Consider the following 18,697-nt stretch of genomic DNA (forward strand, 5'->3'; position numbering starts at 1 on the left):
AGTGGGCTCATGGCGGCAGAATCGAGGAAACGAGGAGCTGAGTATAAGGCTCACGGGGATCGTCGAGCACCTGGTCGGTGAGACCGGTCTCGATCACGCGGCCGCCCTTCATCACCATCACGCGGTGCGACAAAAGCCGCGCGACCGCGAGATCGTGGGTGACGATGACGACGGCGAGGTTGAGCTCGGCGACGAGGCTGCGGAGCAGATCGAGCAGGCGCGCCTGCACGGACACATCAAGGCCGCCGGTGGGTTCGTCCATGAACACCAGCCGCGGCTCGGTGACGAGGTTGCGGGCAATCTGGAGGCGCTGGCGCATGCCGCCGGAATAGGTCCGCGGTGCGTCGTCGATGCGCGCCGTGTCGATCTCGACACGGGTGAGCCAGTCGGACGCGGTGTCGCGGATGCGGCCGTAGTGATTCCATCCCACCGCCATCAGCCGCTCGCCGACATTGGCGCCGGCCGAGACCGCCATGCGCAGGCCCTGCGCGGGATCCTGGTGCACGAAGCCCCAGTCGGTGCGGAACAGGAAGCGCCGCTCGGCTTCGCCGAGCGTGGCGAGATCGCGGGTGACGCCGTCGCGCATCCGGTAGGTGACGTGCCCGCCGCTGGCCGCGAGCTGGCCCGACAGCAGTTGCAGCAGCGTCGACTTGCCCGAGCCGGATTCGCCGACGATCGCCAGTACCTCGCCGGAATAGAGCGAGAACGACACGTCGCGGCACGCGGCGATGCGGCCGTAGGACTTGCTGAGCGAATTCGCAACCAGCAGCGGCTCATCGTTGTCCAGCATGTCGTGATCAGCCATTTGATGTCTCCTGCGCCTTCTCCTTGTACGGCGCAGCGCTCAGGCTGCCGTGATGGCCGGCGGCCTGACGGCCCTCGCAATAATCGGTGTCGGAGCAGACGAACATGCGGCCGCCCTTGTCGTCGGTGACGATCTCGTCGAGATAGGAGTTATCCGCGCCGCACAGCGCGCAAGGCGCGTTGAAGCGATACGGCTCAAAGGGGTGATCCTCGAAATCGAGCGACACAACTTGCGTATAGGGCGGGATCGCGTAGATGCGCTTCTCGCGGCCGGCGCCGAACAATTGCAGCGCCGGGCAATTGTCCATCTTGGGATTGTCGAACTTCGGCGTCGGCGACGGGTCCATCACATAGCGCGCGTTGACCTTGACCGGATAGGCGTAGGCGGTCGCGATGTGGCCGAAGCGGGCGATGTCCTCATAGAGCTTCACATGCATCAGGCCGTATTCGGCGAGCGCATGCATGCGCCGCGTCTCGGTCTCGCGTGGCTCGAGGAACCGCAGCGGTTCCGGGATCGGCACCTGATAGACCAGCACCTGGTTCTCGTTCAGCGCGGCCTCGGGGATGCGGTGACGGGTCTGGATCACGGTCGCCGCGTCGGTCGCCGTCGTGGTGGCGACGCCGGCAGTCTTGGCGAAGAACTTGCGGATCGAAATCGCGTTGGTGGTGTCGTCGGAACCCTGGTCGATCACCTTCAGCACGTCCTCAGGACCGAGGATCGCGGCGGTGACCTGCACGCCGCCGGTGCCCCAGCCATAGGGCATCGGCATTTCGCGGCTGGCGAACGGCACCTGATAGCCGGGGATCGCGATCGCCTTCAGGATGGCGCGGCGGATCATCCGCTTGGTCTGTTCGTCGAGATAGGCGAAATTGTAGGCGGGCGCGTTCATTCCGCGGCCTCCTTCATGGCATCGGGCGCATTGGCCTCGGCAAACTCCTGACGCAGCTTGCGCAGCAGGCCGAGCTCGGACTGGAAGTCGACATAGTGCGGCAGCTTCAGATGCTCGACGAAGCCGGTCGCCTGGACATTGTCCGAATGCGACATCACGAATTCTTCATCCTGCGCCGGCGCGAGCGCCTCTTCGCCGAGCTCGCGGGCACGCAGCGCGCGATCGACCAGCGCCATCGACATGGTCTTGCGCTCGCTCTGGCCGAAGGCGAGGCCATAGCCGCGGGTGAAGCAGGGTGCTTCCGTGGCAGAACCCTTGAACTGGTTGACCATCTGGCACTCGGTGAGCTCGATCGAGCCGAGCGGCACGGCGAAACCGACGTCCTCGGCGAGGAATTCGACCTCGACCTCGCCGAAGCGGATCTCGCCGGCGAAGGGATGGTTGCGGCCGTAGCCGCGCTGGGTGGAATAGCCCATCGCCAGCAGGAAGCCTTCGTCGCCGCGCGCGAGATTTTGCAGGCGCACGTCGCGGTCGGCCGGGAAGTTCAGCGGCTCGCGCGTGAGATCGCCGACGCTGGCGCCGGCCTCGGCCTGCGGCGAGGATTCGATCAGCCCATCGCGGCCCAGGATATCGGTCACGCGCGGCGTCGGCGCGGTCGAGGCTTCGGCCGTCGCCGGCGCGTCCGGCACAAATCCCTCCGCGAGCGAGGGATCGAGCAGGCGGTGCGTATAGTCGAAGGTCGGCCCGAGGATCTGGCCGCCGGGAATGTCCTTGAAGGTCGAGGACACCCGCCGCTGCACCCGCATGGCGCCGGTGTCGACCGGCTCACTCGCGCCGAAGCGCGGCAGGGTGGCCCGGAAGGCGCGAACGAGGAAAATCGCCTCGATCAGATCGCCCCGCGCTTGCTTGATCGCGAGCGCCGCGAGCTCACGGTCATAAAGCGAGCCTTCGCTCATAACGCGGTCCACGGCCAGACCAAGCTGCTCCGAGATCTGGTCGAGCGTGACTTCCGGCACGCTTTGATCGCCGCGCCGCGCATTGGCGAGCAGGCGATGGGCGTTCTCGATGGCGCGTTCGCCGCCTTTGACTGCGACATACATGCTATTCACTTCCCTTGTTCGCGACGCGCGTGGTGCGCGGGATCGCAACCACGGCATCATCGGCGACCAGCACCACGTCGATGCCGCGCGGAAACAGCGCCTCGTTGACGCGCAGCCGCTCGAACAAGTCGGCGGGCTTGATCGAGGCCCGGAGCGTCGCGACGCCATCGATGCCGGGGCCGCGCAGCTCGAAGCCCCGCCCCGCGTCAAGGCTATCGACCTGGAGGATCAACGTGGTCGACCGGTCCGGGTATTCGCTGGTGCCAAGCGCGAAGCGCTCGAGCGCCGGAAGCAAGGCGCCATCGCTGATCAGGGCAAAGCTCGCGATCGAGGAGTCCTGAATCACCGGCGCGCCGGTGTGGAACTTGAGCCATTTCACGACTTCCGAGCTTTCCGACATCCGCGCATCGAGCCAGAGCGGCGTGTCGTGATCGAACAGCGTCAGCGCGATCGCGGCGGCGCCGCGCATCATCGGCCCGGGTGTGCCCGCCATCGGCACGATGCGCTGGACCGAACCCGGCCGCGCCATCGCGTCCATGACCGAGCGAAAGGTCGATTGCGCCGACAGCACCTTGTCGGCGAACCCCGGCGGCAGTTCCGCAATCGTGGTCATGATCTCACCCCTCACCGCGCACCATGGTGTAGAAATCAACCTTCGTCGCGGCGGTCTCGGCCGCCGCCTGCTTGCGCCGGATCGTAAGCTGCTCGCGCAACGGTGCGATAACGTCCCGCTCGACCGATGCGGAAAAATCCCGCGACTGCACCAGCGCATCGCACAGAGCGATCAGCCGCGCCTTCTCACCGTCGCGTCCGAGCGTGTAGCCGAAGCCGACCTCGCCGCTCGCGAGCCGCACCGCGGCACGCGACACCGTGGCTTCGCCGAGGTTGAACGGGGCGCCGTCGCCGCCGACCCGGCCGCGCAGCATGACGAGGCCGTTTTCCGGCGCGCGCAGATCCTGATGGGCCGGGAGGGCGAAAGCGCGGAGGCGAGCGGCGATCTCGCCCGCCTCCGCGTGCGCCAGCACGGCCATCGCGGCCTTGCGCTGGGCTTGCTGATTGTTGTGCTGCGTCACCCGATCCACCGAACTTGCCGAACTCAAGTTGTCTATGATAGTAGACAACTTCATACGGAAGCGCCATGACTGTTTCGTGACAAGCGTGTGATTTTCGGGCTAGGCTGACCGGCGATATGAGCATGCAGGACACCGCCTCCACGGGCGTCGCGCTATGGCGCCTCGTTGCCGACGGCATCGAGCGCGGCATCGCCGACGGCCGCTTCGCCGCCGGCGACAAGCTGCCGGGCGAGATGGAGATCGCCGAGACCTATCGCGTGAATCGCCACACCGTGCGGCGGGCGCTGGCAGCCCTTGCCGAGCGCGGACTGGTGCGTGCCGAACGTGGCAGCGGCACCTATGTCGAGGCGCAGCGCATCGCCTATCCGCTGCGCTCGCGCACGCGCTTCTCGGAGATCGTCGGCGCCGGCGGCCGTGAGCCGCGCGGGCAGTTGATCGAGGCGTCCGACGACGTCGCGACGCGCGAGCTGGCGCGCGAGCTGGGCCTGAAGGTCGGCGCCCCGCTGGTGCGGATCGAGGCGATACGCCTCGCCGACCGCACCCCGATCTGCGTCTCCACGACGTGGCTGTCGGCGGAGTTGTTTCCGGGCGCGGGCAGCGTGTTTGCCGCAACGCGCTCGATGACGAAACTGCTCGAACACTTCGGCGTCCGCGACTATCGCCGCGGCGCGACCCGGATCACCGCCGGCATCGTCGACGCGACCGACGCTGCACGGCTCGATCTGCCGCTGGGACGGCCGATCCTCGTGGTCGATGCCACCGACCACGGTCTCGACGGCAAGCCGCTGGTGACGAAGCATTCGCGCTTTGCCGCCGAGCGGGTGGAGTTTCTGGTGGAGAACGGCTGAGATGCAGCCTGCTCTTCCCCCCGCAAGAGGAGGAGGAAGAGCAGCGCCTGCTACTCCTGCATCATCTCGCCGCTGCCGCCGAACTCGGCGGGGAAGTCCTTCAGCTTGGGCAGGCCGTCGCGCATCGGCAGCACCGCCTCGGCGTAGTTGACGTGGACGCCGGGCGTGAACGCCAGGGTGGGGATGGTGGCGGTGAAGACGTCGGTCAGGCCGAGCGGCGGGTGATTGGTCATGAGATGGCCGCCGCACTTCCTGCAATATTTGCGTTGGCTGAGCGGCGTCTTGGCGAAGGTCTCGACGTGCTGCGCGCCCTCGGTGATGCGCACCGCGTCAGGCTTCCACAGGCTGAAGGCGTTCACCGGCCCGCCGGACCAGGACCGGCAGGAGCCACAATGGCAATAGCCCATCGCCTCCGGCGCACCCGTGACCTCGACCGTAACCGCGCCGCAGAAGCAGTGTCCGACATGTTTCATTGGGTCGTCTCCGTTGATGAAGGTTGGAAATCCTCTCCCCGCTCCGGTTCACCGAGATTTCGGCGAAGGCGGATGCGGGGTCGCGACGAGCTTCGCTCGCGTTGGTAGCCTCGAAGGGGAATCACTCCGAGGGACGTTGAAGGCTAGAGTCCGGCAAGGTCCGATACGCGCCTCGGCGCCGCCGCGCGTCCTCCTTTCGGCGGACGCGCGTGCAGAGCGCGAAAACTAAACTGACCGGCGCCAGGGAATAAGCATCGACACGCGTTGTTTGTACTGCCGGTATTCGTCGCCGAAGAGATCAATGAGGTCGCGCTCCTCCAGCGCGATGCCGACGAAGATGTAGATCGTGGTCACGGCCGCAAACAGCAGATGTCCCGCGGTCATGACCGGAGCCGCCCAGAACGCGACGATGAAGCCGAGATAGATCGGATGACGGACAAACTTGTAGAGCAGCGGCGTCTTGAAACGCGGCGGCGTCGCTTCCTTGCCGACGAGATGGTTGGTCACCTGATGCAATCCGAACAATTCGAAATGGTTGATGATGAAGGTCGAGGTGAACACCAGCACCCAGCCAGCGAAGGACACCGTGACCAGCGTCACGGCGAGATCCGGGTCCTCGACCTCCCATATGACGGTCGGCAGCGGACGCCACTGCCAGAACAGGAGCAGCAATGACAGACTCGCGAACAACACATAGGTGCTGCGCTCGATCGGTTTGGAGACGAACTGCGTCCACCACGTCTTGAAGCGCTGGCGCGCCATCACGCTGTGCTGGACGGCGAACAGCGCCATCAGGAGCAGGTTGATGATGACGGCCTCAGCCGTCGACGTGTCGGTTCCGGTGTCGATGGTCTTCGGCACCACCAGCCCCATCACGAAGCCGATAGCGTAGAGAATGGTGACGAAAAACACGAGATACGCCGCAATTCCGTACAGAAAGGCGATGAACTTGAAAATGCGAGAGCCCGTAACCTCCGGGCCGATCGAATGAACCTGGTGATCAATTTGGGACATGGAAAGCTCCGTTGTGCCGAGGCATCGGCACTGTTTGGTCTTCGCACCATGCCGGATCGGACGTTCCATGGCTTTTGCGGACGGTTGATTTTCGCCTGAGACGACTTTGATTTTTGCTTGAGACGACAGAAACGTGCGATTTTGCTTTGAAAACAACGTGCTCGACGGCGACCTGCGCGAACTGACCTGCGCCGGGGTCGCCGTGCCGTTGCAGCCCCAGGTGTTCGATCTGCTGCTCTACCTCGTCGCGCAGCGGGCCCGAGTGGTCAGCAAGGATGACCTGATCAGCCAGATCTGGAGTGACCGGATCGTCTCGGATTCCGCCCTGAACAGCCGGATCAATGCCGCGCGCAAGGCGCTCGGCGACGACGGCGCGACTCAGCGGCTGATCAAGACGATCCCGCGCAAGGGCTTTCGGTTCATTGGCGAGGTCCGGGAAGATGTGGCAGTCACACTGGCGCCTGCGGAACCCGCCGCGGCCCCAGCACGCACTGTTGCGGACCGCCCGGCGATCGCGGTGCTCGCCTTCGAGAACATGAGCGGCGATCCCGAGCAGGACTATTTCGGTGACGGGATCAGCGAGGACATTCTCACTGCCCTGTCGAAGCAGCGCTGGTTCATGGTGATCGCCCGCAACTCGTCCTTCATCTACAAGGGACGCGCGGTCCACATCAGGCAGATCGCCGAGGAGCTCGGCGTCCGCTACATCGTCGAAGGCAGCGTGCGCAAGGCGGACAAGCGGGTGCGCATCACCGCCCAGCTCAACGACGCGGCGTCAGGCAGCCATCTCTGGGCCGAGCGCTATGACCGCGAGCTCGTCAACGTCTTCGCCGTGCAGGACGAGATCACCAACGCGATCGTCGCGGCGATCGAGCCGCAGATCCACGCAGCGGAGAATTTTCGCAGCCATCGCAAGCCGCCCGCGAGCCTCGACGCCTGGGATCTGTTGATGCGCGCGCTGTCGCACTACTGGCGCGTGACGCGGCAGGATCACGAGGCCGCACAGGCGCTGCTCGAGCGCGCGATCGGGATCGATCCGAATTACGGCCAGGCGCTGTCGGTGCTGGCGGCGAACCACATGTTCGGCGCGCATCTCGGCTGGGTCGAACTGGCCAGGGTGGCGCCAATAGCGGAAGCCGCCGCGCTGGCCGCGGTGCGCTGCGATCATGAGGACGCCTGGGCGCATACCGGGCTCGGCAGCGTCTACTTCTCGACGCGCAGGCTTGCGGACGCGCTGTCCGAGTTCGAGCAGGCGCTCGCGCTCAATCCGAACTTCTCGCTGGCGCAGGGCTATTACGCGCTGGCGCTGTCCTATGCCGGGCGATCGAAGGACTCGTTCGAGGCGGCGCAGAGGGCGATCCGGCTCTCACCGCGCGACCCGTCGCTGGCGATCTATCACGGTATCGCCGGCTATGCGCGCTTCACCGAGCGGCGCTATGACGAGGCCATCGCGCTCGCGCGCGAGGCGATCCGCCATCGCGGCGACCTCACCGGCGCCTATCGCGTGCTCGCCGTCTCCGCCGGCATGACCGGCGACGGGATGCTTGCCGAGATGGCGCTGGGCGAGCTCCGCCGCACCCAGCCGGGCATCTCGCTGCACTGGATCGCGACGCAACTGCCATGGGCCAGTGACGCCGATCGCGAGCACTATCTGGAAGGATTCCGCCGGGCGGGGTTGCGGTGACACCTCTTGCCTTCCCTTGAACGGCAGGGGAATAGCATTTGAGAGCGGTTCCTGCGGCCATCCTTCGAGACGCCCGCCTGGCGGGCTCCCCAGGATGAGGACGGAATTCGCGGCAGCAGTTCCAACGGGCACGGTGCTGCCTAGCCTCATCCTGAGGAGGCCGCTGGAAGCGGTCGTATCGAAGGACGAGGCGTGCGGTGAGGCCCCTCCAGGGGAAGGTAAGAGCGCGGCGGCGCTACACGCGCTTCCGGCGCAGATGGACGATGACGTCGAGCCGCGCGATCTCGTGGCCGGGAAGCGCCTCGGGAATCCTGGTGAAGGCGAGGCCATCGGCGACGTCGACCAGCACATCCTCGCCTTCGAGGTAGAAGTGCGGATGCACGGATGTGTCGGTATCGAAGAAAGACTTGATGCCGTCGGCCGCGATCCGGCGCAACAGGCCGGCTTCGGTGAACTGATTCAACGTATTGTAGACGGTCGCGAGCGACAGGTATGCGTTCGCCGCCAGCGCCTCTTCATAAAGCCCCTCGGCGGTCACATGACGATGGCTGCGCAGGAACAGCAACTGGCCGAGCGCCAGGCGCTGGCGCGTTGGCCGGAGGCCCGCATCAACAAGCAATTGCAGACAGCGCTGCACGCCCTGATCCGGCTCCGGTAGGGCGACATCAGGTCCGCTGTCGTCGCGCGCGGGGGTATTCGTGGCCTGCATGTCCATCGATCGTCTCACGGCTGAAAGAACCAGGGCACGCAACGCGGCGTCCGGCCAGTTGCCATTCGATCGCAGAAGCGGCGGCTTGGCTTTGATCCGGATCAAATCCGGAAGCGGTCGCCTCTGACCTATCGCAAGGCGGCCCGGTCTATTCCCGGTCACAATGCAGCGATATCGATGAGGCTCACATGTCCAGGCCGGTTCCCGACAAGGCAGAGGTCGCGCTCGAATTATCCCGACAAGTTCTATGTCGGCACCTTCGAGCATTCATCGCGCTTCGAGGCGCGGCTCGACGGGAGCGGCGTTGCGCTCGTGCTGCAACATCCGGGCGCGGCCGATGAGCGCAAATCGGTGCATCTGCACATCAATTTCGGGCTGCTCGCCGGCATCCTGCGGGAGCTCGCCGGCAACGTCGCCGCACTCCCCAAGGACGACATCGCGCACCGCGAACAGCTCGCAGACGCGCTCGACGAGTTGCGACGGGCGCTGCGGACGCCCTGAAGGCTATTTCGTTTTCACCTGGATCGGCTTCGGTGCCGGCACGGCCGCCCATTCCTTGTCGGCGCGCGGGCCGTTGAGATCGCCGGTCAGGCCGACGAGCTGGCCGGGCAGCACGTCGAGGGTCTGCTGCCAGGTCTGGGTCTGGCACAGGAATTTTATGAGGCAGCCTTTCAGCTTCAGGCGATCGGCGGATTCGCGCCACAGCGAGACCGAATAGAACTTGCCGTCCTCCGCATTGTAGATGTCGCCGGCAAACCGTCCCTCGGGCGTCGCCTGCAAGCCCATGATGAGCTGGTGGCCGAGCAGCGCGCGGGCGCGCTTGTCCGCATCAGGATTCTCCTTGTCGCGATAGGGCTGGCCGCGCTTGTCGGCCGGCTCCTTCATCCAGACGATGAAGCCGCAGATGCGCTCGCGCGACGGACCGCAGCGTTCGAGCCGGATGCGGGCGCGGCCGTCCTCGACCAACCAGGTGCCGCTGGGATCGGTGGGCGCGGCAGCACCGGCGCGGCCGCCGATGATCATCATCACGACGGTGATCGCGACGCGCAGCACGAAGCGAAGAAGAATGTCCATCTGCGATGCCTTTCGTTGCGCGGGTTGCCGCGTCAGTTCAGTTGCGCCATCAGCGCGTCGGCGCCCTTGTCGAGGCCGGCGGTGGCGGCCGCGAGCGCGCCGACGCTGGCCTTGATGTCGTAGGCGCCCGGGTATTGCTTGGTGACGTAGGCAGAGAGCAGGCGCGAGGTGGCGGCGTCGAAGATCTCGACGCCATAGACGACCGAGCCGGTCATCGTCCCCTCGCCGTCGCGCGCGGCCTGCACGCCGTTGTAGACGGCACCGGCGAGGTCGAAGCGCGAGAGCGTGCCGAGCACCGGCGTGTTGGTGACGGCGCCGGTGAGCGTCAGCCTGATCCGCAACGTGTTCGGTCCGCGCTCGCGCACCAGCGCGAAACGGCCGCGCAGCCGCTCGGCGAAGGAGTTCTGCATGTAGGCGGCGAGCGTTGCCTTGTCCTTGTCGGACATGTCGCCGAACTGATGATCCTTGCCGCGGTAGAGCACGACGGGATCCAGGATCACTTTATTATATGCGCGCCAGTCGACCGGCGTGGAATAGCGGTAGGGCACGCGGCCGGAGGCGTCCGACTTGTCCGGGGCCATGTAGGCCGACGACGCCATCTCCGAATAGGGCACGGGCGCGACCGAGGCGCAGCCGGCCGCGGCCGCGCAAAGCACCAGCGTTCCCAGACCGCGCAGGGCGATCGAGCGATCCATTCCAGACTCCTCTAGCGGCTTTCAGCAAAGGCGATGGGGACCGCAGCCGCGTTTTGGGACCAGACGCGGCTGCGGCGCTCACCATTGCCGGCCCAAGGCATCGTCCGGGGCCATTTCAGACGCCTTGGGCCGTCTCAGTGCTTCCGTTTATAAAACCGACCAGTTGGTTTGTAAAGCACGGAAATGACGCGGTGGCACATTTGGCCGCAGGCGCGGATTTGGGCAGGCGCCGGTCGGAATTCGTTAACGGTGAATCAGGCGCGCTTGCGCGGGGTCGGGGCCTTTGCCGCCGATGGCGTTCCGGACTTGGCCGTGGACTTGGCCGCGGACTTGGTGCGTGTCGTGGCGGGCTGTCCGAGGCCGGTCCACTGTGCGTCGTCGAGCAGGCGCGCGAACAGTCGCTGGTGCTCGTCCTTGCTGAGCGGAGACATGCCGAATAGCGAGCTCAGCAGCAGCCCGAGCGCCCCGGCCCAGCGCAGCATCGCGAGGTCGGGATCGGCGGCTTCTTCCTTGATCGCCGCCATCCTCTTCATTTCGAGTTCGCGCGGCAGCGCCATCAGGTCGGGATTTTCGACCATGGCCGCAACCAGGGCCAGCGCGGCAGAATTCGGCGAGGTCGCCGCTTCCCGGATCGTGGCGAGCTGGGTCGCCAGATTGGGATTTGCCGAGGTCCCGCTCACCTTTGCCATATAGCGGATCGAGAACTCTTCGAAATGCGCCATCTGCCGCTCGAGCAACGCCTTCAGCACCGCCTCCTTGGTGCGGAACTGATGCATCACGCCGCCCTTGCTGAGGCCGCTCTCGCGGGCGATGGCATCGAGCGTCAACCGGCCCGGCCCGTCGCGCGCGATGATGGCGATGGCCGCTTCGAGCGCAGCGTTGCGGGACCGTTCGGAGCGCGTGGCATTGTCCATGGCCGACTTGTCTCCACGACAGGATAATGAATCAAGTGAAAACAGGACGCGCTGTACATTTTTTGTGCGAACACTGTCGAGACTTTCATCTTGCGGCGCCGAATGGGACTATGTGAGCCTCGATACCGGATGGGGACTGGGATGGGCCGGCCGTAGCTTTGCGCGCCATGACGTGCGAAGCGTCTACGGCTGGCCTCGCTTGAGAAAGATACGACATGCCAAAACGAGTGTTGCTTGGTCTCCTCCTGGCTTGCGGCCTCACGGCCTCGGCACTGGCGCAAGAGCCGAAAACGGGGGGTGTGATCAATGCCGTGATCCAGCCCGAGCCGCCCGGCCTGATGCTTGCGATGGTCCAGAACGGCCCGGTCCAGATGGTGTCCGGCAACATCTTCGAGGGCCTGCTGCGCTACAGCCCCAAGCTCGAGCCGCAGCCGGAACTCGCCGAGAGCTGGACCGTGAGCGAGGACGCCAAGACCTACACCTTCAAGCTCAAGAAGGGCGTCACCTGGCATGACGGCAAGCCCTTCACCGCCGCCGACGTGCTGTTCTCGATCGAGATGCTGAAGCAGACCCACGCGCGCGCCCGCAACAACCTCGGGCAGGTCGACAAGGTCGAGGCGCCCGACGATTACACGGTGGTGTTCACGCTGAAGCAGCCGTTCGGCCCGTTCCTCGGTATCTTCGAGGTCGGCTCGATGCCGATGGTGCCGAAGCATCTCTATGACGGCACCGACTGGAAGACCAACCCCTACAACAACGCCCCGGTCGGCACCGGCCCCTTCATGTTCAAGGAGTGGCAGAAGGGCTCGTTCATCCGCCTGGTCAAGAACCCGAACTACCACGAAAAGGGCAAACCCTATCTCGACGAGATCTACTGGCAGGTCATTCCCGACGCCGCCGCGCGCTCGGTGGCGTACGAGACCGGCAAGGTCGACGTGCTGCCCGGCGGCTCGGTCGAGAATTTCGACGTGCCGCGGCTGTCCAAGCTGAAGGACACCTGCGTCACCGGCGCCGGCTGGGAGTTCTTCTCGCCGCTGGCCTGGCTGTGGCTGAACAACCGCCAGGGCCCGCTCGCGGACAAGCGGGTGCGGCAGGCGATCATGTTTGCGATCGACCGCGATTTCGCCAAGGACGTGATCTGGAACGGGCTCGGCAAGGTCGCGACCGGCCCGTCCGCCTCGACCATCAAATACTACACCGACGACGTGCCGAAATATCCGTACGATCCGGCCAAGGCCAAGGCGCTGCTGAAGGAAGCCGGCTACAAGGGCGAGAAGATCCGCCTGTTGCCGCTCGCCTATGGCGAGACCTGGCAGCGCTGGGGTGAAGCCGTGAAGCAGAACCTCCAGGACGTCGGCATGAACATCGAGACCATCGCCACCGACGTTGCCGGCGGCAACCAGAAGATCGGCGACTGGGACTACGACATCGCCTTCACCTATCTCTACCAGTACGGCGATCCGGCCCTCGGCGTCGGGCGCAACTACGTCTCCAGCGCCATCGCCAAGGGCCAGGTGTTCAACAATGTCGAGGGCTACTCCAACCCGGAGATCGACAAGCTGTTCGCCGATGGCGCCGTCGCGACCCCGGATTCCAAGCGCAAGGAGATCTACGAGAAGGCGCAGAAGATCCTGGTCGAGGACGTGCCGGTGGCCTGGATGCTCGAGCTGCAATTCCCGACCATCATGCGCTGCAAGGTCAAGAACCTGATCACCACCGGCATCGGCGTCAATGACGGCTTCAAGGACGCATGGCTCGACAAGTGATGGCAGGCGCTCCGAACTCCCCTTACCTCTCCCGCTTGCGGGAGAGGTCGCTACGCTCGAAGAGCGTAGCGGGTGAGGGTTCTCTCCTCTTGGCAATCCCTCCGCGGAAGCACCCCCTCCCCTGCCCTCCCCCGCAAGCGGGAGAGGGAGTGCACCGTGATCGCGGTGACACGCACCTCAATCTCACTGCGTTATAGATATGCTCTCCTTCGTCGCTCAGCGTGTCGTGAAGGGCGTGATCGTCCTGCTCGCGATCGTCGTCCTCAATTTCTTCCTGATCCGGCTTGCGCCCGGCGATCCCGCGGTCGTGATGGCGGGCGAGGCCGGCGCCAGCGACCAGATCTTCGTCAAGCAGCTCCGGGAAAAGTTCGGCCTCGACAAGCCGCTGCCCGAGCAGCTGTTCATCTACGTCAAGGGCGTCGTCACCCTCGACCTCGGCTTCTCCTTCCGCCAGCAGGCGCCGGTGTCGAAGCTGATCCTCGAACGGCTGCCGGCGACCCTGTTGCTGACGCTGACCGCCTTCGCGATCTCGCTGATGCTCGGCGTCCTGTTCGGCAGCTTTGCGGCGCGCTTTGCCGGAACCTTTCTCGACACCGGCATCACCGTGTTCGCCCTGATCTTCTACGCCATGCCGATCTTCTGGGTGGCGCTGATGGGTATCCTCCTGTTCTCGGTCACCTTCGATTGGCTGCCGAGCTTCGGCTACGAGACGGTCGGCGCCAACCTCACCGGCCTTGCCCACGCGGTCGACGTCGCAAAACACCTGATCATGCCGGCGATGACGCTCGGCCTGTTCTTCATGGCGACTTATACCCGCATGACACGCGCCTCGATGTTGGAGGTGAAGCGCCTCGACTTCGTCAAGACTGCACGCGCCAAGGGCCTCTCCGACGCCGTGATCCAGCGCCGCCACGTGCTGCGCAACGCGCTGCTGCCCGTCGTGACGCTCGCCGGCGTGCATTCCGGCACGCTGATCGGCGGCGCCGTCATCACCGAGACCGTGTTCGCCTGGCCCGGCATCGGGCGCCTGATGTACGACGCGCTGCTGCAGCGGGACTACAACCTCCTGCTCGGCGTGTTCGTGATCTGCTCCGCCATGGTCCTGATCTTCAACCTCATCACCGACCTGGTCTATCGGCTGGTCGATCCGCGCATCGAATTCGCCTCATGAAACAGTTCTGGAAATCGATGCTGAAGAGCCCGAGCGGCGTCATCGGCCTCATCATCCTGTTGCTTGCGATCGGAATCGCGGTGTTCGGACCGATGCTGTTCCCGAACTCGCCCTGGCGCATGGTACAGCGGCCGTTCCTGCCGCCGTTCACGCTCGGGGCCGTGCCGCTCGGCACCGACGCGCTCGGCCGCGACGTGTTCGCCGGCATGATCTTTGGCGCACGCGTGTCGCTGCTGGTCGGCCTCGTCTCGACGCTGGTGGCGCTGGTCGTCGGCGTGCCGATCGGCGCCATGGCCGGCTATTTCGGCGGCAAGGTCGACGACGCCCTGATGCGCTTCACCGAATTCTTCCAGACCATTCCGAGCTTCGCGCTGGCGATCGTGCTGGTCGCGATCCTGCAGCCCTCGATCTATTCGATCGTGGCCTCGATCGCGGTGGTGAGCTGGCCGCCGGTCGCCCGCCTCGTGCGCGGCGAGGTGCTGTCGCTGCGCACGCGCGAATATGTCCAGGCCGCGGTGGTCACCGGCCAGAGCAACACCTGGATCATCCTGCGCGAGATCCTGCCCAATGCGCTGTCGCCGGTGATCGTGCTGGCCTCGCTGATGGTGGCGACCGCGATCCTGCTGGAGTCCTCGCTGGCCTTCCTCGGCCTCGGCGATCCCAATCTGATCTCCTGGGGCTACATGGTCGGCGCCGGCCGAACCGTGATCCGCCAGGCCTGGTGGATCACGGTGTTTCCCGGCGTCGCCATCCTGATCTCGGTGCTTGGGCTGAACCTGATCGGCGAAGGTCTCAACGACGCGCTCAATCCGCGCCTGTCGCGGGAGGGACGCTGATGATGACCGCCCCGCCCGCCGTCTCCATCAAGAACCTGCAGATCGCACTGCCCAAGGGTGCCGAGCGTGCCTTCGCCGTCGACGGCGTCTCGCTCGACCTTCGGCCCGGCAAGATCGTCTGCGTCGTCGGCGAATCCGGCTCCGGCAAGTCGATGTGCGCGCATGCGCTGATGGGCCTGCTGCCGGATACGGTCAATGTCACTTCCGGCGAGATCCAGTTCGAGGGCCGCGACCTGCTCAAGCTGGATGACGACGGCTGGCGCGATCTGCGCGGCCGCCGCTTCGCGATGATCTTCCAGGAGCCGATGACCGCGCTCAATCCCTTGATGCGGATCGGCGACCAGATGGCCGAGATGTTCGAGGCCCACGGCCTGCTCACGCCGAAGGAGCGGCGCGCAAGAGCGCTGGCGCTGGCACGCGAGGTCGGCCTGCCCGACCCCGAGCGCATCGTGCGCGCCTATCCGCACCAGCTCTCCGGCGGCCAGCGCCAGCGCGCCATGATCGCGATGGCGCTCGCGCTCGAGCCGGCGGTGCTGGTCGCGGACGAGCCGACCACCGCGCTCGACGTCACCACGCAGGCGCAGATCCTGAAACTGATCCGCAACCTCCAGCGCAATCGCAACATGGCGGTGATGTTCATCACCCATGATTTCGGCGTGGTCGCCGACATTGCCGACCAGGTCGTGGTGCTCCGGCATGGCAAGGTGGTCGAGGAAGGCCCGGCGGCGACCGTCTTCAACGAGCCGCAGCACGACTACACCAAGGCGCTGCTCGCGGCCGTGCCGTCGATGGATCCGCCGGCGCGCGAGCCCCTCGACGACCAGGCCAGGGCCGTCGAGGTGATCGGGCTGGACAAGACCTACGTCACATCAGGCGGCTGGTTTCGCGAGGACCGCCGCGTCGACGCAGCGCGCGCGGTCAACTTCAACATCCTCAAGGGCGAGACGCTCGGCCTCGTCGGCGAATCCGGCTCGGGCAAATCGTCGGTGGCGCGCCTCGTGATGCGGCTGATCGAAGCCGACCGCGGCACGGTGCGGATCGGCGAGACCGATCTCACCTCGCTCACGGGCAAGGCGCTGCGCACCGAGCGCCATCGCATCCAGATGATCTTCCAGGATCCGTTCGCTTCGCTCAATCCGCGCCGCAAGATCGGCCACATCATCGCCGACGGCCCGATCGCGGCCGGCATCGATCCGAAGGTCGCCTTCGAGCGCGCCCGCGATCTCCTGAAGATGGTGGGCCTGGATGCCGGCGCGCTCGAACGCTATCCGCACGAATTCTCCGGCGGCCAGCGCCAGCGCATCGGCATCGCGCGCGCGCTCGCGCTCGAGCCCGAGATCATCGTTGCCGACGAGGCTGTCTCCGCGCTCGACGTCTCTGTGCAGGCGCAAGTCCTGCGGCTGCTCGAAGACCTCAAGACGCGCCTTGGCCTCTCGATGCTGTTCATCACCCACGACCTGCGCGTCGCCGCCCAGATCTGCGACCGCATCGCGGTGATGCAGCGCGGCGCGATCGTCGAGCTGAAACCAACCGCGCAGCTGTTCGCCGCGCCCGAGCACGCCTATACGCGCGAGCTGCTCGCGGCAGTGCCGGGGCGGAAGGAGCGCGCGCCGGCGGCGTGAGGCGAACGGTATCCGGTTCGGCCCCGGACGATTGGACCGAATCGAAGCGCATCTGCCGCAACGCCGCGGTCACGCGCTTTTTATTCCCCGTGACCGCCCGCACAGCTTCAAAGCGCCGGGCCGCACCCCACATCGGTTTGGAATGATTTCCATCATCTGATGATGGTCGCCAAACTCTTCGGAGCCAAACATGGGCCAGGTTATTCAATTTGTCTCAAGATCCGAGCGCGAACGATTGCGCCTCATCCAGGAGGCACGCGCGATCTATGACAGTATCTTCCCGCCCGCTGATCCGGTCAGCGAGCGGCACGACACGACCACGATCGGGCGCGCCGTCGGCGGCAACGTGGAAAATCTGTCGTGATCAAGATCATTGCCGTGCTTTGCAGCCTCTCCTCTCCCGCCAATTGTCACGAGCAGATCGTCACCACGTCGGACTTCGCTGACGTTTCGATGCAGTCCTGCATGATGGGCGCGCCGCAGCTCGCCGAATGGATGAACCAGCATCCGGCCGAGCGCCTCGCGGGATGGCGCTGCGTGATCGGGCAACAGGGCGGCCGGGGCGCCTGAGCCGCCTTCTGGCTCTTTTCCATCCCTTATTATATGATATATATCATTTCATAAGGTCTGGAGGCGCTCGATGGTGGACGACAAAGTCGGCAAACCGGCCATCGAATACGGTGTCGTGCCCATCGACGTGATGGCATCGATGTCTGGGCTTGATTTTGTCCGCGCGATCTTCTCCGGGGAATTGCCCGAACCGCCGATCATGCAGACGGTCGAGCCGTTCGACTGCAGGGCCGAACCTGGAATTGTCGTGATCCACAGCGTGCCGGGCCTGCGTCACTACAACCCGATCGGCTCGGTCCATGGCGGCTACGCCGCGATATTGCTGGATTCCGCAATGGGGCTGGCGGTGCAGACCACCCTGCCCGGCGGGACCGGCTACACGACGCTGGAATTCAAGATTTCGTTCGTGCGCGGCATGAGCGAGGCCAGCGGCGTGATCCGCACCGAAGGCCGCGTACTGAACGCCGGCCGCCGCGTCGCGACCGCCGAAGCGCGCATCACCGATACGAAGGGCCGGCTGCTCGCGCACGCGACGACGACCTGCCTTGTGTTCGGCATTGAGAAGGGCGGCGCGGAGAGCTGACGGGCGATGCAATCGCTCATCACCGCGGGTTGGTATTGCTCCAGGTCGGGACCGAATTGGTCACGCCGACCGACGGCCAGTTGTACGTTCCGATCGACGGCGCCGTGACCGTGCCGACCGTCTGTCCGGACGATCCGTAAGCGGGCCTGCCCTGCGTCGCCGGCAATCCGGCGCTGCCATAGGCCGGGGCCACCACACTGGTGCTGTAATATCGGCTCGACCGGTGCTTCTTCGCCTCAGCCGCGAACGGCACGGCAAGCAGTCCGGTCGTGATGAGCGCGGCAATGGCGAGTTTGACGGTTGTCATGGCTGATCCCTTCATCGCTAGGGCCCCGCTGTGTCATCTGTTCATTCGCCGGAAGATTTCCATGGGCACTCCGTTCATAACTCCGTGCGCACACAAAGGTACCGGAGCGCGGGGCGTGCGCTCGCTGCCTTCGGATGGACCCGAATCAGCGCTAGTGCATTGCCATAAGCAGCTCCCCTGAACGCGATTGACATGACCGGCCCCGAACTGAAGCAACTCCGCGCCGACCTTTCCGATGCCCTCGAGCGCAAGCTCACCGCGGCCGACATGGCCAGGCTGTGCGGATTGCCGGAGAACGGCGGCGCCGACACCATCCGGCGCTGGGAGGTCAGCGGCCCGACGCCGTCGGCGACCAAGGTGCTGCGCGTGCTCGCGATGGCGAGCGAGCGCTATCCGATCCTGGAGAAGTTCGACATCTTCGATCGCCACGACGTACGCGAGGAAGACCGGCCGGCAAAGCGCGCGGCATTCCGCGCGCAGATGCGCGATGAAGCGCGGCGGCGTCTTGGTTAACAAGAGCCGCACGCAAGTTACCGGAAAGACGCCAAGTTAAACCTTCCTTCA

At 65.5% G+C, this 18,697-nt stretch carries 22 protein-coding genes and 1 pseudogene; 11 read left to right on the forward strand and 12 right to left on the reverse strand.

Features of this window, described 5'->3' with window-relative positions; genetic code table 11:
- Nucleotides 1-7: 7 nt before the first annotated feature.
- From phnK to phnG, 5 genes are read right to left on the reverse strand one after another with little or no spacing between them, the layout of a single operon-like run.
- Nucleotides 8-805 (reverse strand): phosphonate C-P lyase system protein PhnK, encoded by a 798-nt coding sequence (phnK, locus tag AB5K84_RS41015; protein ID WP_011084043.1) that lies wholly within the window; start codon nt 803-805, stop codon nt 8-10.
- The gene (locus AB5K84_RS41020) at nt 798-1,694 is read right to left on the reverse strand and encodes an alpha-D-ribose 1-methylphosphonate 5-phosphate C-P-lyase PhnJ (RefSeq protein ID WP_011084042.1); all 897 of its coding nucleotides are present in this window, start codon (nt 1,692-1,694) and stop codon (nt 798-800) included. The genes phnK and AB5K84_RS41020 overlap by 8 nt, the downstream gene beginning before the upstream one ends.
- Nucleotides 1,691-2,794: a carbon-phosphorus lyase complex subunit PhnI gene (locus tag AB5K84_RS41025; RefSeq protein ID WP_011084041.1), complete on the reverse strand. Its 1,104-nt coding sequence runs from the start codon at nt 2,792-2,794 to the stop codon at nt 1,691-1,693. Before AB5K84_RS41025 ends, AB5K84_RS41020 begins: the two co-directional genes overlap by 4 nt.
- 1 nt (nt 2,795) lies before the next feature.
- Nucleotides 2,796-3,407: a phosphonate C-P lyase system protein PhnH gene (gene phnH, locus AB5K84_RS41030; protein ID WP_038965300.1), complete on the reverse strand. Its 612-nt coding sequence runs from the start codon at nt 3,405-3,407 to the stop codon at nt 2,796-2,798.
- 4 nt (nt 3,408-3,411) lie between these two features.
- Complete coding sequence (phnG, locus tag AB5K84_RS41035; protein ID WP_038965299.1) at nt 3,412-3,876, reverse strand: phosphonate C-P lyase system protein PhnG; 465 nt, start codon at nt 3,874-3,876, stop codon at nt 3,412-3,414.
- Nucleotides 3,877-3,983: 107 nt separating this feature from the next.
- On the opposite strand from phnG, the gene phnF reads away from it, so the two are divergent.
- On the forward strand, nt 3,984-4,715 hold the full coding sequence (phnF, locus tag AB5K84_RS41040) for a phosphonate metabolism transcriptional regulator PhnF (protein ID WP_011084038.1): 732 nt from the start codon (nt 3,984-3,986) through the stop codon (nt 4,713-4,715).
- 50 nt (nt 4,716-4,765) lie between these two features.
- On the opposite strand, the gene AB5K84_RS41045 is transcribed toward phnF, so the two are convergent.
- The gene (locus AB5K84_RS41045; protein ID WP_011084037.1) at nt 4,766-5,188 is read right to left on the reverse strand and encodes a GFA family protein; all 423 of its coding nucleotides are present in this window, start codon (nt 5,186-5,188) and stop codon (nt 4,766-4,768) included.
- A gap of 225 nt (nt 5,189-5,413) precedes the next feature.
- Entirely contained in the window at nt 5,414-6,202 is a 789-nt protein-coding gene (gene mddA, locus AB5K84_RS41050) for a methanethiol S-methyltransferase (protein WP_028173676.1), read from the reverse strand.
- Nucleotides 6,203-6,335: 133 nt separating this feature from the next.
- On the opposite strand from mddA, the gene AB5K84_RS41055 reads away from it, so the two are divergent.
- On the forward strand, nt 6,336-7,886 hold the full coding sequence (locus tag AB5K84_RS41055) for a winged helix-turn-helix domain-containing tetratricopeptide repeat protein (protein ID WP_011084035.1): 1,551 nt from the start codon (nt 6,336-6,338) through the stop codon (nt 7,884-7,886).
- A gap of 235 nt (nt 7,887-8,121) precedes the next feature.
- Here AB5K84_RS41055 and irr read toward each other — a convergent pair whose 3' ends face one another.
- A complete protein-coding gene (gene irr, locus AB5K84_RS41060; RefSeq protein ID WP_028173678.1) occupies nt 8,122-8,601 on the reverse strand; it encodes a Fur family transcriptional regulator Irr in 480 nt (159 codons plus the stop codon).
- 182 nt (nt 8,602-8,783) lie between these two features.
- On the opposite strand from irr, the pseudogene AB5K84_RS41065 reads away from it, so the two are divergent.
- A pseudogene (locus AB5K84_RS41065) lies at nt 8,784-9,096 on the forward strand (hypothetical protein).
- A gap of 3 nt (nt 9,097-9,099) precedes the next feature.
- Here AB5K84_RS41065 and AB5K84_RS41070 read toward each other — a convergent pair.
- From AB5K84_RS41070 to AB5K84_RS41080, 3 genes are all read right to left on the reverse strand, one after another.
- Nucleotides 9,100-9,669 (reverse strand): DUF2147 domain-containing protein, encoded by a 570-nt coding sequence (locus tag AB5K84_RS41070; protein WP_011084033.1) that lies wholly within the window; start codon nt 9,667-9,669, stop codon nt 9,100-9,102.
- A gap of 32 nt (nt 9,670-9,701) precedes the next feature.
- Nucleotides 9,702-10,364, reverse strand: a complete 663-nt coding sequence (locus AB5K84_RS41075; RefSeq protein ID WP_011084032.1) for a DUF3313 domain-containing protein — start codon at nt 10,362-10,364, stop codon at nt 9,702-9,704.
- Nucleotides 10,365-10,618: 254 nt separating this feature from the next.
- The gene (locus AB5K84_RS41080) at nt 10,619-11,278 is read right to left on the reverse strand and encodes a TetR/AcrR family transcriptional regulator (protein WP_011084031.1); all 660 of its coding nucleotides are present in this window, start codon (nt 11,276-11,278) and stop codon (nt 10,619-10,621) included.
- 215 nt (nt 11,279-11,493) lie between these two features.
- Here AB5K84_RS41080 and AB5K84_RS41085 point away from each other — a divergent pair, with 215 nt between their 5' ends.
- From AB5K84_RS41085 to AB5K84_RS41115, 7 genes are all read left to right on the forward strand, one after another.
- A complete protein-coding gene (locus AB5K84_RS41085) occupies nt 11,494-13,044 on the forward strand; it encodes an ABC transporter substrate-binding protein (protein ID WP_011084030.1) in 1,551 nt (516 codons plus the stop codon).
- A 199-nt stretch (nt 13,045-13,243) separates the two neighbouring features.
- Nucleotides 13,244-14,215, forward strand: coding sequence for an ABC transporter permease (locus AB5K84_RS41090; RefSeq protein WP_011084029.1), 972 nt, complete (start codon nt 13,244-13,246; stop codon nt 14,213-14,215).
- The gene (locus AB5K84_RS41095; RefSeq protein WP_028173684.1) at nt 14,212-15,051 is read left to right on the forward strand and encodes an ABC transporter permease; all 840 of its coding nucleotides are present in this window, start codon (nt 14,212-14,214) and stop codon (nt 15,049-15,051) included. Before AB5K84_RS41090 ends, AB5K84_RS41095 begins: the two co-directional genes overlap by 4 nt.
- Nucleotides 15,052-15,053: 2 nt before the next feature.
- Nucleotides 15,054-16,673, forward strand: coding sequence for an ABC transporter ATP-binding protein (locus AB5K84_RS41100; protein WP_038965309.1), 1,620 nt, complete (start codon nt 15,054-15,056; stop codon nt 16,671-16,673).
- 190 nt (nt 16,674-16,863) lie between these two features.
- Nucleotides 16,864-17,037: a hypothetical protein gene (locus tag AB5K84_RS41105; RefSeq protein ID WP_165448135.1), complete on the forward strand. Its 174-nt coding sequence runs from the start codon at nt 16,864-16,866 to the stop codon at nt 17,035-17,037.
- Entirely contained in the window at nt 17,034-17,243 is a 210-nt protein-coding gene (locus AB5K84_RS41110; protein WP_011084026.1) for a hypothetical protein, read from the forward strand. The genes AB5K84_RS41105 and AB5K84_RS41110 overlap by 4 nt, the downstream gene beginning before the upstream one ends.
- Nucleotides 17,244-17,313: 70 nt before the next feature.
- Entirely contained in the window at nt 17,314-17,826 is a 513-nt protein-coding gene (locus AB5K84_RS41115; protein WP_011084025.1) for a PaaI family thioesterase, read from the forward strand.
- Between the two features lie 19 nt (nt 17,827-17,845).
- On the opposite strand, the gene AB5K84_RS41120 is transcribed toward AB5K84_RS41115, so the two are convergent.
- Entirely contained in the window at nt 17,846-18,133 is a 288-nt protein-coding gene (locus AB5K84_RS41120) for a hypothetical protein (protein ID WP_038965297.1), read from the reverse strand.
- Between the two features lie 192 nt (nt 18,134-18,325).
- On the opposite strand from AB5K84_RS41120, the gene AB5K84_RS41125 reads away from it, so the two are divergent.
- A complete protein-coding gene (locus AB5K84_RS41125; RefSeq protein WP_011084023.1) occupies nt 18,326-18,646 on the forward strand; it encodes a hypothetical protein in 321 nt (106 codons plus the stop codon).
- Nucleotides 18,647-18,697: the final 51 nt, after the last annotated feature.

It is taken from the genome of Bradyrhizobium sp. 1200_D9_N1_1 (genome assembly GCF_052075915.1).
Classification (GTDB): domain Bacteria; phylum Pseudomonadota; class Alphaproteobacteria; order Rhizobiales; family Xanthobacteraceae; genus Bradyrhizobium; species Bradyrhizobium diazoefficiens.